We start from the raw sequence: 13206 nt of genomic DNA, 5'->3' as shown, positions 1-13206 counted from the left end.
TTTTTTAAGATGGATTAAAATGGTGTTATACACGACGTGGATCAGATACTTTATTCGAAGTGCATTCCCTCGAATGGGAGCACATATTGCGTTTGCTTAAATGAGATACCTTGAAGGTTCTTCGGGGCCACAATAGTAACGACTCCATTAGTGGGAATAAAGACGGCTTCATCATGAACAATTTTCAAAATATCCGCATATAACAATTGACGAACTTCCTCATCCATAGTCCCCATAACCTGATCAATTTTCTGATAGAGCTTATCCGCTTCCGCAATGCCCTTGGTGGTATAGAAAAAAGATGATTTGGATGTAAAGGCAGCGACTGTGCTTTGCGGATCATAAGCGAGCCCCCATGTATTGTTAAACAATAAATCATAATCACCTGTGGATCTTCTATTTGCGATAGAAGAAGCCTGTTCTCCGATAAGCTCCAGTCCAATCCCTATCTTTTTTGCGTTGTCTTGGATGAATTCCATTTGCTTTTTTTGGGAGGGAGAGTTGACGTCATAGTAAACTTTCATCGTTAATTTGATTCCAGCTTTCATTCTGACTTCGCTGTTATTATCTAATTTCCATCCAGCCTCATCCAGTATCTTTTTTGCATTTTCTATATCATAACCTCGTTCTTGCAACTCGACGTCTGCATAATTGACGTTGGAGGAAAATAGCGTATAGGCAGCCGTTTCAGTACCATGAAGAATTTGATTGCTAATTGTTTCTCTGTCAATCGAATACCAGAGCGCTTCGCGAACAGCGGTTTCGTTAACAGGACTATCCGCTTTGCTGCTATTGGCCACGAGCATATTCGTATTCATTGCTTTACTTCTAACGAGTTGATAATCTCCTGATTCAACTAACTGATTCATCGCTTCTACATCTATACTATTTGCGCCTCGATCATCTGTAAAAATAAAGTTGACTTCTCCCTTTTTCAGAGCCAAAAATGTCGTTTCACCTGCAGGAAGCACTTTTGCCGTGATTTTTTTCACATCAGGTGCTTTGCCCCAATAATTTTCATTGGCTTTAAATACGGCATATTGATCGATTTTATGTTCTGCTATTGTATAAGGACCTGTTCCGTTGTAACCGTTTACGCCATCCTTTGTTCCACCGTTCTTAAAATTTTTAGGTGAGATAAATACATAAGGTCGGGTCATCGACAATTCAAGTAAAGCCGGGTAATAAGGCTCTGATAGATTGATTTCAACCGTATACTCATTGATTGCTTTGACGCTCACAATTTTTGTGGACAGCTTAATCCAGGAATGCGCGCTAGGATTATCTTGCACGGCCTCAATATTTTTCTTTACAGCATCTGCATTGAATCGCTCCCCATCATGAAACTTTACATCTTTTCTTAGGTGGAAGGTATACACTTTTCCATCATCGGAAACCTTCCAGGATTCGGCCAACAATGGCTTGATTCCATCTTCTGTATTTTCAATCAATGACTCGTATACCACCCCTTGCGCTGACGTTGAGCCTATATACACATGGGGATTCATATCATTAATATCTACTGCTGTAGCATATACCAGTTCATTTCCTTTATCTGTGATTATCAAATCTACAGCATTGCCCCCGCTGCAACCTGCCAACATAACAATAAAGACGATAGAAGTGTAAAGTTGAACAACCAATTTTCTTGACATATAGTATATTCTCCTCTATGTACGCAAGTTTTAATGTTTTAACTTCAATTGCATTAAGTTACTCCACAACTTTCATTATTTCTATCGCCTCCTTGTCAACATGGATGCCAATCACTTCCGAGACCCGATGATCTGATCAAATTCTGTGTGAGATTAAATTTCACAAAACGAGTTCTAGTTCTATCACAACTTCGTTCATAACAAGTCTTTATTAGTGAATTGGCATACAGTTGCTTAATCGTAATTATTACGATTAAGCATAACTTTGATTCTAGATATAGTCAATATGTTTGTAGATCACGTAGATATCTACTCCAAAGTCTGAATCAGCAACTTGAGTTGCAAAGCGTACGTTAGCAATGTATTTAGGCTAAACCCTTCGGTTCTTTTCTCTACCAAAGTTGATTTAACAAATGTTTTCTCCTAGCTAACCTCCAGCTCCACTACCGGTTCATAACACATCAAGAATATCTAATTTGTTTTCTTTTTTGCTTTCTTTATTCATCTCTAGAACATGTTTATAAGAAACAATTCCGTGAACAATAGAAATAACTACTGAAGGAGTGATTGTATGTTTTTGAATATTGTATTAGGTTTTGTCATCCCTCTTATTGTAGGTTGCTGTATTTTAAGAAAAAAACTATATATACTCCAAATTTTTTATCCATTAGGTATAGCAACGTCTTCCATTATAAACAATATCGGTTTCAATTATTTCTGGCGCTTACATCCTGAATTTACTAACCGCTCATTTGCAGCTCTGCCTTTCGATCTTGGCCTCTTTCCTATGGCTGGATGCCTCGTAATTTACTACATTAATATGCGACGTGCACATCCATGGCTAACAGTAATTATCTCTGCTTTTGTACTGACAATAATAGAATGGATAGCAAAAGAATTGGGGACTGTTTCCTACTTTAATGGTTGGAATATGTTTTGGACTTACATTTCGTATCTCCTTCCTCTAATTATTGCGTATGTATATAGTTCGTTTTTTTTCAAAGTTTTCAAACCACTCAGCAATTCTTAAAATTTAAAGTTGCTCTGTCTAAAGTTAATTCTTGAAGCGAAATTAAAATCATATTCCTAATCACAATGATGAGATAAAAGCAAACTAGTAATCGAAACATCTCGTCCTCTTTTTCGGCAAAAACCAAGCTTTTGTCTTTCGACATCAAAGAGCATTACGCCAACTCAATAATGTGAGTTTAAGACGAGACCATGTTACGACAGATAATCCAAAGAATATCATCACGAAAGAAGGATAAATTCATCATCAAAAAACGCCGTTGCAGAATATGCTACACGGCGTTTTTTGATATATAATCATCAGACATTTCGTACTCTACTGTTGCTTAAACTTATCATACACAATGCGTGCTACTGCATCATGTTGATGAATGGACTCCTCATTGCGGCAATCCACCTTAAATTTGCTTACCCAGTGTTTCTCGTACAAATCGGCCGCCACCAGCCTTACCATATCTTCAACAAACCTTGGGTTCTCATATGCACGTTCTGTAACCCGTTTCTCATCTGGTCTCTTTAAAACAGGATGGAGACAGCTGCTTGCATTCGATTCAGCCGCATTCAACAGTTCTTCCTTCCAGTAGCCTGGCAAATTTTCGCTTGGGCTACTCTGCACCTGTATACGGAGCACGCCCCGCTGATTGTGCGCACTATATTCACTGATTTCCTTCGAGCAGGGACACAAAGTCGTGATTTGTATATGTAGACCGGCTCGGATAACCGGAGTCTTGCCAGCTTCCCAAATAACAGTCACCGTAGCGAGCGAATGGTTTAAACCCGAACCCCCCGTTACGGGTGCTGCCCGTTCGTAGAACCAGGGATATGTGACTTTCAACTCTGCCTTCGGTTGATGCATCTGTTCAGCAATCTGCTGCGTTAACGTAATTAGATCCGGAATCCGATCACTCAGTCCGTGAGTGCGGCTACGCTGAAGCTGCTCCATCAGACGACTCATGTTAATCCCCTTGGATTCGCGGTCCAGCGATGTTGTCAGTCGAAAATTACCGATACTGGACAACTTCTCAGGGTCCTTTGCCGAAATGACCTCTAAAGGATACTTCACGTTATCTATTCCAACCTGTTGCAATTCAAATAGAAAGTCATTTTTACTATTTTGCAAATCCTGCATCTCTTCTTTGCGAACCGGTTTATTTCCCTGTACCGGATCGACTGAGCCGAATAACCGAAGCCTCTCAGCCTTATCCGGTAGTACATACTCATCGTGTCTAGCACTTTTATTCATTTTTACATTGCTCCTTGTTAGGCACTTGCTTCAGCACATTCGTAAGCATATTGATTCTTCCTTTTTACCAGCTTGATTTGGTAACACCCGGAATTTGGCCTTGATGAGCCAGTTCTCGGAAAACAATCCGTGATACCTTAAATTTGCGTAAATATCCTCTTGGGCGTCCCGTCAGTTCACAACGGTTTTTCAAGCGGGTTGGTGATGCATTACGTGGCAATTTTTGCAATGCCTCATAATCTCCCTTTTCTTTCAACTCCCGGCGTAACTCTGCGTACTTGGCTACAGTCGCCTGACGTTGTTTTTCACGCACTACTTTTGACTTTTTGGCCATTCAGATACATCTCCTTTTGAATGTTTATTTGTATTCAGATTTCGTATTAAACTGCTTCCACAAGCGAAGGCAGAGGATTATCAATACATGCCCCTGAGCAAGCTCTGATCCATAGGGTATCACCTATGCCTATTATTAATGATGCAGACAAATATAGTCTTATTTAATCGTAATTATTACGATTAAATAAGACTATATCGTTGTTTAGTTTATATGTCAACACAATAACCAGAACGGGAAACGATTGCTGCTAACAAATCAAAGTGTATTGATACTTGCTTCATTAACTTTATCAATCAAGAGAGTTAAGTAAGTTTTCAATCTGATTCTTTCCATCGGGACAAATGCCGCCATGGTAACAAAGCAGCTCATCAAATTCATAGGTAAGTAATTTTTCGAGAGAGTAAATTGCTTCCTGTACGTTTACAGTTAGGTCATGCCCAGGAATGATCAACTGTCCTTCGATATAAAAGAGTGCATCACCAACTACGAGTTGACCGGTTTCTTCAAGTAGGAAACTCACATGTCCATTCGTATGACCAGGTGTGTGAATTACCTTAATTCCACCTCCTATGTTCATCTTTTCGTGATCAGATAGTAGCTGATCCACTCTGCTAGAGGGTAAAGCATTCAGTTCGGACTGCCAGGGAACGATGTTATCCTTAATCAACTTTTCGTCGCCACGGATATATGGAGCATCTAAACTATGTGCACAGATACTAACAGAGGAATTTACCGCGGATAATTCAGGGAGACAAGCGATATGATCCAAATCCTGATGTGTAATTAATATATGAGTGAGCTGAGCGGTCGAAATCCCTGCATTAAGCAATTCATTTTTCATTTGTTCGAACTGATGTGGTAATCCTGCATCAATAAGTATCTTCGAATTGCCATCATGGATCAGTATAGGATGGATAGTTCTATGTTTGCCCAAAAAAAACATATCAAGCTCTAGTAAATTAATTTTATCTGTGATGGATATCATTCAGTTTCCCACCCCGATCTAGTTGGATGTATTGGTAACAAAACGTCAGCAACCAGTACTGACGGTATTTATTCTAATATCTTGTATGGTTATTTCGTTCAAACTCTTAAACACATTCTTTACATACTCCATGTATTTCCATGCTACGAGATAACACATGAACTGCCTCTGGTGGATGAACCTGTTCATGATTCGGAGTGAATTCGTTTTGGAAAGTTCGTCGGCAATCTGTACAAATAAAATAATAGGTCATGTTAATATGGTTAGATTTCAACGCAAACCGCACTCCTGATATCATATGGTATTCTTCAAGAACACTGATTTTCACCATTAATCTAAGATTTCTATATACGGTATCATAACTGACCCCTGGGATATATTTTGATAGATAGTCATGAATTTGGCGCGGTGAAATGTTCTTATGGAAATTTATTATAGCCTCAGCGATTAGTTTTCGCTGAGTTGTAAGTTTTACTCCTCGAGAAGACATATCATCAATTAGCTTCTCGTATGTATACTCCATGACATTCGCTCCTTATCCATTGAATTAGGGATAGATTATAGATACAGATTCCATGTTTCCAGAGTTTTAATCGTAATATTTACTATTAATTAAACATAATCTGTTTTATCTGTTTATGTCAAGCTTATACATCCGTTTCTCCTCCTAAATCGTGTAGCCATCCCCTAAATCAATTTTTGTTAAATTCTAAATGGAGATTGGTTGTATGTTTCTAGATGTGCTGCTGCAGTTTGACAAAAAATAGTTATTCGAATATGATTTAATCGTAATAATTACTATTAATTATTTTAAAGGAGCAAACATTATGTCTACCATTCAGGATACTACCATCCCTGTTACTGTTCTTACTGGTTTCCTAGGAGCAGGAAAAACCACTTTGCTCAATCATGTTTTAACCGCAAATCATGGTGAGAAGATCGCTGTCATAGTTAATGAGTTCGGAGAAGTTGGTATTGATAACCAACTTGTAGTTGGTGCAGACGAAGAAATTTTCGAAATGAACAACGGTTGCATTTGTTGTACGGTGAGAGGAGATCTTATCCGTATTCTTAGTGATTTGAAGAATGCGAAGCTCGGAATAAATGGTTCCCGTAAGGTAGATTTCAATCGTGTATTAATTGAGACGACAGGTTTGGCAGATCCAGCTCCAGTGGCACAGACTTTTTTCGTAGATCAGGAGATTGCCGATTTTTACAAATTGGATGCAGTTGTTACGGTCGTAGATGCCAAACATGCTGGTCAGCATCTTGACGAAGGGCATGAGGCACAGGAACAAGTGGCTTTCGCGGATGTACTGCTATTGAACAAAACCGATCTTGTTTCACAAGAGGAATTGCAACAGCTTGAGCATCGCCTTCAGGGCATGAACAAGGCTGCTAAAATCTATCGAACGCAGCAATCTTCAATTGACGTGAAACAAATTCTAGGAATCGGTGCTTTCGATCTAGACAAAAAACTGGAAATAGAACCAGAATTCCTTGAGGAAGACCATCACCATCATCATGACGATGAGGTATCCTCCGTGTTTTTCCGAGAAACTCGACCACTTGATTTAAATAAACTCGAACGATTCATTAACGTATGGCTTCAAGATCACGGTACAGATACGTTTCGTTACAAGGGAATTTTGAACATCAAGGGCTCCAAAAAAAGAATAGTATTCCAAGGTATCCATATGTTATTTGGTGCGTTTCCCGATCGAGAATGGAAAACCAGCGAAGAACCGATTAGCGAATTTGTTATTATCGGGCGAAATTTGGACGAGAATTGGTTCCGTGAACAGTTTGCTGGTTGCGTAGCTGACTAAAAATAATAATTATCATCAATTTAATAACCATGAAGGAGTCGCACAATTCAGATTGGGCGACTCCTTCTTTTGTAGACGAAAGCAACATTGTTAAACCTTAGTGTTTAATTTCAAACTTGTGGAAACAATCCATTCCAGTTTTCTGGTAATATCCTCTTTCGGAAAATGCTCACCAATAAATACGGCCACATCTTGTACTTTTCCTTTAGGCTGAATAGGAAACAGTTCCAACTCTTTAAACGCATATTGGAACATCATTCTTTTTCCGCTTTCCGTATCTGTGAAGATTCCCTTTGCGCGATAGATGTTATCGGGCAACATTTTAAACATCTGTCTAAAACTGACTTTATCTAAAGAGCAGGGAAAATAATGAGTATGTACCATCAAGTGCTCATAAGAATGATGGTCATCGTGTAAGTGATGAGCATGGTTATGCCCATCTTCATGGTTGTTATGGTTATGAATGCACTGTTCTTCCTGTACATTCGCTGCGTATGGTAACATTGAGGTGTTATGACTACTCTCAAGAAATAGATTCCAATCGAGTTGACTCGAGATACTTTGAACAGTGGGTATAATAGGAGCAACAGGGTTTAACGCCGCTACCTCTTCTTTTATCTGATTTAACTCCTCTATACTAACCAAATCACTCTTGTTAAGTAAAAGAACTGATGCACATCGAATTTGATCTCTCATCAACCGGTAGGTCCTACCTTTCTTTTTGCCAAACCGATGCAAAAAGTCCCTCGCATCAACGATCGTGATATACGCCCTGATTTCAATTGCAGTGCCCATAGCCGTCTCCGTGATTGCATCCAAAATTTCAATTGGATTTCCAACCCCCGTTGATTCAATAATAACTAAATCGGGAGCCTCCTCTTCAATTAAATTCATCAACTCCATAGATAAATCTCCACGAATGGTACAGCATATACAACCATTGAGCATTTCACGCATCGGCACAACCTCTTCCACCATTTGACCATCGAGGTTAACTTCACCGACTTCATTCATAATAACCGCTGGATTAATGCCCTTCTTATTGCATTCTTTTAGGATTTGTGATAGAAATGTCGTTTTTCCACTCCCTAAAAAACCTGAGAGAACTAAAATAGGAACAGCTCTCATGTAGGTACTCCCCCTCCTTTGTTATGAACTGTTGAAAGTAACACGGTTCTTATTCGTAATCATTACGAATAAGTGTTATAATATAGCATATCTTATTTTTTTAATAAGTCAATTCATTGAAATAAAAGTGAAGGAGATCATTATGAACGAATGGTATGAAAATAGCTTTGGAGAAGACTACTTACTTGTATATAAACACCGTGACTCAAGAGGTGCTAGAAACGAAATTGATCAAATGATTAGTTGGCTAGAACTGTCTCCCGAGGCAAAAATATTGGATCTATGTTGCGGAATGGGACGTCACTCCTTGGCTCTTCAAGAAGCGGGTTATGTGGTTACAGGCTTGGATTTGTCTGAAGCCCTTCTCAGAGAAGCACGCAAACAGGATGGTGCAGAAGCCATTAACTGGCTTCGTGGAGATATGCGTGCTTTACCTCTGGAAGGGGGATTTGATGCCGTTGTTAATTTATTTACGTCATTTGGTTATTTCGAAGAAGATGATGATCATGTTCAAGTTTTACGTGAAATATGTAGAGTGCTAAAGCCGGGAGGGAAATTTGTGATCGACTTTCTTAATCCTGAATTTGTTGTTCGTCATTTAGTCCCCCACTCGGTCCGGAATGATGGCATATTCCAAATAGAAGAAATTCGAAAAATAGAAGATGGATATGTAAAAAAGCAAATTAACATAAGTAACAAGATTGATAATACATCGCGTCAATATCATGAGCGAGTCAAACTTTATTCTTTTGATAAGTTCGTGGAACTGATTAATAATGCCGGCCTGCAGGTTGACGCCGTATACGGAAGCTATAACAAGTGTAATTACAGCGCTTTCGATTCTTCACGTATGATACTTCAAGGCAGGCGATAGGCTTGCTAGCATATATTGTTACCACTCTTAATGAAGGTAGACAGTTTGTATAAAAGGGAGGAGGAAGCCAGTCCATAGATGGCTTCCTCCTCCCTTTTGTTTGTATACTTAAGGACATTCCTTAACATGCTTCTAAATCAATTTTCGTTGATTACTCCAGATTCGAATGAACTTTCTGATGGATAAACCGATATTCATATTACGAATGGTAAGTAAACATAGCGTTATCTACTATCTGTTTTTTTAGTTTTGCTTATTCCCTTAACGGCTGTACCTGTAGGAATAAAAGTTTGATCAAAATGATAAACCATATGAGAATCCAGGCGTTGACCCTGAAGGTGCTTTTGGACAAGTTCTTTCCCCGATTCAGGGGTGATGTCTTTGTACCATACCCCTTCTGGATAAGCAATAACGACACAAGCATCACTGCAACGACCATTACATTGTGTTCTGGAGGTATGGATGAGCTCATCAGCATCTAGCTTTTGAATTTCATCCCGTATAGACTCCGTAATATCATCCGCTCCAAGCTGTGTGCAGCTACCACCGTTACAGATTAACAAGTGACATTGCGTGTGTTCCAAGTTCCAAGTAGCCAAAGTACGTTTCTCTCCTTTATATGTGCAAAATAGCTTCAAATTATGTTCTATCTGGAATAAATGAACTCCAAAATTAGCATGTAAGCATTACAATTAATCGTAATAATTACGATTAATTGTAATGCAAAAAGAATCATTCTGCAACACATTATTATGCAGAGTCATCAGAGCCTTGTCCAAACAAAGCAATATCTGAATCTAACTATATGAAAATTTTAAAACACTCGAGATTAGCTTGCGGGTACAAAGATGCTGAGGGTTCTCAAAAATATCTTCTGTCTTCCCTACTTCAACGATTTCGCCTTGTTCCATGACGATGATTCGATCACATATTTTGCGAATAACAGCCAGATCGTGAGATATGAATAATAGACTTAGTTGCAATTTCCTTTGTAAAGATATAAACAACTCCAGAATTTGTTCTTGAACAGGAACATCCAAAGCTGAGACGACTTCATCTGCAATGATAAAACGTGGTCTTAGCAGTAGAACTCTTGCAATGGCAATACGTTGTAATTGTCCTCCCGACAATTCATGAGGATAACGTGTCAAGCATTCTGATCCCATACCACATTCCAGTAACACATTTTTTATAACGTGTACGGCCTCTTTTTTGCTCTTGTATAATTTATGCTCCAGCATCGCTTCAAGCAGCAGTTTTTGAACGGTCATTTTAGGATTCATACAATCATAAGAGTTTTGAAATATTAACTGAATTTCAGGTCGAAGTCGCCTAAACTGCGATTTATTCATTTTATAAATATTGTTCTTCTCATAAAAAACCTGTCCGCTGTCCGCGTCAGCCAATCGAAGTATAAGCTTGGCCAAAGTAGACTTTCCGCAGCCTGATTGTCCAACAACGCCCACAATTTCACCTCGGCTTACTGAAAAGCTGACATCTGAAATGCCTTTCGTTAGGCTCTTCTTTCCCCATGGATTAGTGGTTGAAAATGACTTCGACAGATGTTGGACCTCCAATATAGTATCAGACATCTCCTTTAGAACTCCTTATGTCCAATAATCGGCTCGTTGCCTCGACAAGCTGTTGGGTATAGGCTCTTACAGGATTGGAAAACACCTCGCGTACTGTCCCGCGTTCCACGATTCTTCCCTGATTCATAACCATTACATCCTCGCAGAGATACTGTACCAGTCCTAAATTGTGGCTAATATAGATCATGGAAAGATTTTTGGTATAACACATTTGTTTGAGAAAGGTTATGAATGCTTTCTGGTTCACCGTGTCCAGTGAGGTTGTCGGTTCATCCGCGATCAAAACGCGCGCATCGGAGTACAAGGCCATAGCAATTGCGATTCGTTGTCGCATCCCTCCTGATAACTGATGGGGGTACTTATTTAACAATGTATTGTCATACTCCAACCCAACATCTCGCAGCGATTGGCGAACAAATACATCCTGATCGTCTTTTTGGGAAGGATGATGTAAGAGGAACGAATCTTCCAATTGCTTCTTGATTTTTTCATACGGATTTAATGCATTAATTGAATCCTGCAATATGATCGCTATATTTCTGGCACAATAGTGACGTCGTTTCTTTTTATTCAGTTTCATAATATCCTGCACCCCATGAAAGATCACTTTCCCGGAAACCCTCGTATGCTCAGGCACCATTCCGCACAGCATATTCATGGTCATGCTTTTGCCTGCTCCTGAATGACCAACCAAACCTAACAACTGATTGGAGTTTAGTGTAAAGCTGACATTTTGGAGAATCTGGCAACATGTTTTGTTTTCCTCAATACTCATTGACAGGTCATTCACTGAAATTAAAGCTTTACTCATGTATACGCCCCTTTCTTTCGATTCTCAGGCTGAACATCGTCAAATAGAATATGGAAAAACAAGCACAACAGAAGTATTCCAGTGGCAGGAATAAGACTTAGCATGGGGGCATTTAGAATATACACACGATATTGATAAAGCATTGTACCCCAATCCGGATTGCTTACATCCGCGCCTAAACCGATAAAGGTTAATGAAGCATATAACAGTGTAACGGTACTTGCCTTATTTGCCATGAATGTTAAGAGCGGCCTCATGATATTGGGAAGTATGTGTTTGATCATTATTTTGTAATCCGGTATGCCCAAAGCAATTGCTCCTTGAACAAAAGAAAGGGATTTTACACGTTTGGTTAAAGCCGCCGATTGATTTACGTATTCTCCCATATGGCTCAAGCCGAAAACGATACCCGCTGTAACTGGATTCAGTCCGAATATGGATGAAATGATGAGTGCACTAATAAAAGATGGAATGATTAACAAAAAATCCGAAAAGAAATGAACGACTGACTTCATCCATCTTTGATAATACCCCACCATCATGCCTAGCAGTGTGCCAATGACAAGCGAGATTCCCGTTGAGATTCCCACGACTGTCAGCGTACGCATCGCTCCTCCCAGGAATAAAGAGTACAGATCCCTGCCCAAATTATCCGTTCCGAGCAAATGTTGTTGGGACATTCCCTGAAAAGTGGAATTCAAATTCACCTTGTCAATATCTTGAGTAGGTAATAGGAAGAATAGAATCATCGTTGATCCAAAAAGAATTAACGTCATTTTTTTTCTCATTCTCCCCCTCTTCCTTCCAGAAAACGCATAAGTATATTTATAATTACGTGCATGCCAAACATCCAGAGCATTACTATCATAACGTAGGACTGTAGCACATAATAATCTTTGGCGTTCATACTATCCACCAGGAAATGACTAATACCAGGTATAGCAAACGTGAATTCTAAGACAGCACTACCGCCCATAACCCAAGCCAGTCTCGCGATAATGATAGAAAGCAGTGCATGCAATACCGGTTTATACGCATGTCGGAACAAGATTCTCTTTTCAGAAAATCCCCTGGTTAGGGCAAATTGAAAGTAAGTCTGGCTCATTTGCTCCTGAAACTGTGTTTTAACAACCCGGGATATTCCCCCCACCGAATAGATGCACGAAACAACCGTTGCACAGAATACGCTGGGGATGGATGAAGCTCCAAAGAAATGTATCAGGTCTAGATAAACACCAAGATAATAAATGATGAAGACGGAGATGATAAAATTAGGGACGGCTTGCGAAAACAGCGCCAAAAACCGGGTGAGCCTGTCTGATAATCCTTTAGGATGCAGGGCTGAACGATACCCGAAAAAGAATGAAAGAGTGGCTGCAGATAACAAACCACCCAAACCAATAATTAAAGAGTATGGCAGTCTTGCCATGAATTCTGCTCTAATATCTGTTTTGCTAACTATCGATTTCCCCCAATCCCCTTGGACAAAATTAGAAATCCAGGTCCAATATTGTTGGATCAGTGGCTGATCTAAACCCCATTTGGCATTAAGCCTCGAAATATTCTCCTCTGTCGGTGCGAGCTGGTATGCGAACAACAATTGTTCTGCCGGCGAGCCCGGAATGGTTCTAGTAACGGTAAAAACAAGGATAGATGCCAGAACCAAAAACAAGATCCATCTGGATAGAAAAGCGAGAGCTTTCTTCAAGATCCACATCAGTTC

14 protein-coding genes are annotated in these 13206 nt (G+C 39.5%); 3 read left to right on the top strand and 11 right to left on the bottom strand.

Annotated elements, in window-relative coordinates; genetic code table 11:
• Positions 1-50 precede the first annotated feature (50 nt).
• Positions 51-1655: a staphylopine-dependent metal ABC transporter substrate-binding lipoprotein gene (cntA, locus tag ACX9NY_RS30390; RefSeq protein ID WP_472479910.1), complete on the bottom strand. Its 1605-nt coding sequence runs from the start codon at positions 1653-1655 to the stop codon at positions 51-53.
• 571 nt (positions 1656-2226) lie between these two features.
• Here cntA and ACX9NY_RS30385 point away from each other — a divergent pair.
• On the top strand, positions 2227-2685 hold the full coding sequence (locus tag ACX9NY_RS30385; RefSeq protein WP_472479908.1) for a CBO0543 family protein: 459 nt from the start codon (positions 2227-2229) through the stop codon (positions 2683-2685).
• Between the two features lie 315 nt (positions 2686-3000).
• Here ACX9NY_RS30385 and folE2 read toward each other — a convergent pair whose 3' ends face one another.
• From folE2 to ACX9NY_RS30365, 4 genes are all read right to left on the bottom strand, one after another.
• Entirely contained in the window at positions 3001-3927 is a 927-nt protein-coding gene (folE2, locus tag ACX9NY_RS30380; RefSeq protein ID WP_472479906.1) for a GTP cyclohydrolase FolE2, read from the bottom strand.
• A gap of 64 nt (positions 3928-3991) precedes the next feature.
• The gene (gene rpsN, locus ACX9NY_RS30375; protein WP_063566651.1) at positions 3992-4261 is read right to left on the bottom strand and encodes a 30S ribosomal protein S14; all 270 of its coding nucleotides are present in this window, start codon (positions 4259-4261) and stop codon (positions 3992-3994) included.
• A 292-nt stretch (positions 4262-4553) separates the two neighbouring features.
• Positions 4554-5249, bottom strand: a complete 696-nt coding sequence (locus ACX9NY_RS30370) for an MBL fold metallo-hydrolase (protein WP_472479904.1) — start codon at positions 5247-5249, stop codon at positions 4554-4556.
• Between the two features lie 106 nt (positions 5250-5355).
• Positions 5356-5772 carry a Fur family transcriptional regulator gene (locus ACX9NY_RS30365; protein WP_443146594.1) on the bottom strand — a complete coding sequence of 139 codons (417 nt, stop codon included), beginning with the start codon at positions 5770-5772 and terminating at the stop codon, positions 5356-5358.
• 304 nt (positions 5773-6076) lie between these two features.
• Between ACX9NY_RS30365 and ACX9NY_RS30360 the strand changes: the two genes are divergently transcribed.
• Positions 6077-7078, top strand: coding sequence for a CobW family GTP-binding protein (locus tag ACX9NY_RS30360; RefSeq protein WP_443146593.1), 1002 nt, complete (start codon positions 6077-6079; stop codon positions 7076-7078).
• A 90-nt stretch (positions 7079-7168) separates the two neighbouring features.
• Here the strand turns inward: ACX9NY_RS30360 and ACX9NY_RS30355 are convergent, their stop codons facing one another.
• On the bottom strand, positions 7169-8206 hold the full coding sequence (locus tag ACX9NY_RS30355) for a CobW family GTP-binding protein (protein ID WP_443146592.1): 1038 nt from the start codon (positions 8204-8206) through the stop codon (positions 7169-7171).
• A 142-nt stretch (positions 8207-8348) separates the two neighbouring features.
• Between ACX9NY_RS30355 and ACX9NY_RS30350 the strand changes: the two genes are divergently transcribed.
• Positions 8349-9080: a class I SAM-dependent methyltransferase gene (locus tag ACX9NY_RS30350; protein ID WP_443146591.1), complete on the top strand. Its 732-nt coding sequence runs from the start codon at positions 8349-8351 to the stop codon at positions 9078-9080.
• A 224-nt stretch (positions 9081-9304) separates the two neighbouring features.
• Here the strand turns inward: ACX9NY_RS30350 and ACX9NY_RS30345 are convergent, their stop codons facing one another.
• From ACX9NY_RS30345 to ACX9NY_RS30325, 5 genes are all read right to left on the bottom strand, one after another.
• Positions 9305-9679: a (2Fe-2S) ferredoxin domain-containing protein gene (locus tag ACX9NY_RS30345; RefSeq protein WP_443146590.1), complete on the bottom strand. Its 375-nt coding sequence runs from the start codon at positions 9677-9679 to the stop codon at positions 9305-9307.
• Between the two features lie 198 nt (positions 9680-9877).
• Entirely contained in the window at positions 9878-10672 is a 795-nt protein-coding gene (locus ACX9NY_RS30340; protein WP_472479902.1) for an ABC transporter ATP-binding protein, read from the bottom strand.
• Positions 10665-11483 (bottom strand): ATP-binding cassette domain-containing protein, encoded by an 819-nt coding sequence (locus tag ACX9NY_RS30335; RefSeq protein WP_443146588.1) that lies wholly within the window; start codon positions 11481-11483, stop codon positions 10665-10667. Before ACX9NY_RS30335 ends, ACX9NY_RS30340 begins: the two co-directional genes overlap by 8 nt.
• Positions 11480-12271, bottom strand: coding sequence for an ABC transporter permease (locus ACX9NY_RS30330; RefSeq protein WP_472479899.1), 792 nt, complete (start codon positions 12269-12271; stop codon positions 11480-11482). Before ACX9NY_RS30330 ends, ACX9NY_RS30335 begins: the two co-directional genes overlap by 4 nt.
• Complete coding sequence (locus tag ACX9NY_RS30325; protein ID WP_472479897.1) at positions 12268-13200, bottom strand: ABC transporter permease; 933 nt, start codon at positions 13198-13200, stop codon at positions 12268-12270. Before ACX9NY_RS30325 ends, ACX9NY_RS30330 begins: the two co-directional genes overlap by 4 nt.
• Between the last annotated feature and the right edge of the window lie 6 nt (positions 13201-13206).

Source organism: Paenibacillus sp. CB74 (assembly GCF_055687625.1).
The sequence above is the reverse complement of the archived record's forward strand: the minus strand, read 5'-3'. Positions and strand labels throughout refer to the sequence as shown.

Bases quoted from the DNA above. Each gene is read 5' to 3' on its own strand.
- cntA (WP_472479910.1), bottom strand. From the start codon at position 1,655: ATGTCAAGAAAATTGGTTGTTCAACTTTACACTTCTATCGTCTTTATT.
- ACX9NY_RS30385 (WP_472479908.1), top strand. From the start codon at position 2,227: ATGTTTTTGAATATTGTATTAGGTTTTGTCATCCCTCTTATTGTAGGT.
- folE2 (WP_472479906.1), bottom strand. From the start codon at position 3,927: ATGAATAAAAGTGCTAGACACGATGAGTATGTACTACCGGATAAGGCT.
- rpsN (WP_063566651.1), bottom strand. From the start codon at position 4,261: ATGGCCAAAAAGTCAAAAGTAGTGCGTGAAAAACAACGTCAGGCGACT.
- ACX9NY_RS30370 (WP_472479904.1), bottom strand. From the start codon at position 5,249: ATGATATCCATCACAGATAAAATTAATTTACTAGAGCTTGATATGTTT.
- ACX9NY_RS30365 (WP_443146594.1), bottom strand. From the start codon at position 5,772: ATGGAGTATACATACGAGAAGCTAATTGATGATATGTCTTCTCGAGGA.
- ACX9NY_RS30360 (WP_443146593.1), top strand. From the start codon at position 6,077: ATGTCTACCATTCAGGATACTACCATCCCTGTTACTGTTCTTACTGGT.
- ACX9NY_RS30355 (WP_443146592.1), bottom strand. From the start codon at position 8,206: ATGAGAGCTGTTCCTATTTTAGTTCTCTCAGGTTTTTTAGGGAGTGGA.
- ACX9NY_RS30350 (WP_443146591.1), top strand. From the start codon at position 8,349: ATGAACGAATGGTATGAAAATAGCTTTGGAGAAGACTACTTACTTGTA.
- ACX9NY_RS30340 (WP_472479902.1), bottom strand. From the start codon at position 10,672: ATGTCTGATACTATATTGGAGGTCCAACATCTGTCGAAGTCATTTTCA.
- ACX9NY_RS30335 (WP_443146588.1), bottom strand. From the start codon at position 11,483: ATGAGTAAAGCTTTAATTTCAGTGAATGACCTGTCAATGAGTATTGAG.
- ACX9NY_RS30330 (WP_472479899.1), bottom strand. From the start codon at position 12,271: ATGAGAAAAAAAATGACGTTAATTCTTTTTGGATCAACGATGATTCTA.
- ACX9NY_RS30325 (WP_472479897.1), bottom strand. From the start codon at position 13,200: ATGTGGATCTTGAAGAAAGCTCTCGCTTTTCTATCCAGATGGATCTTG.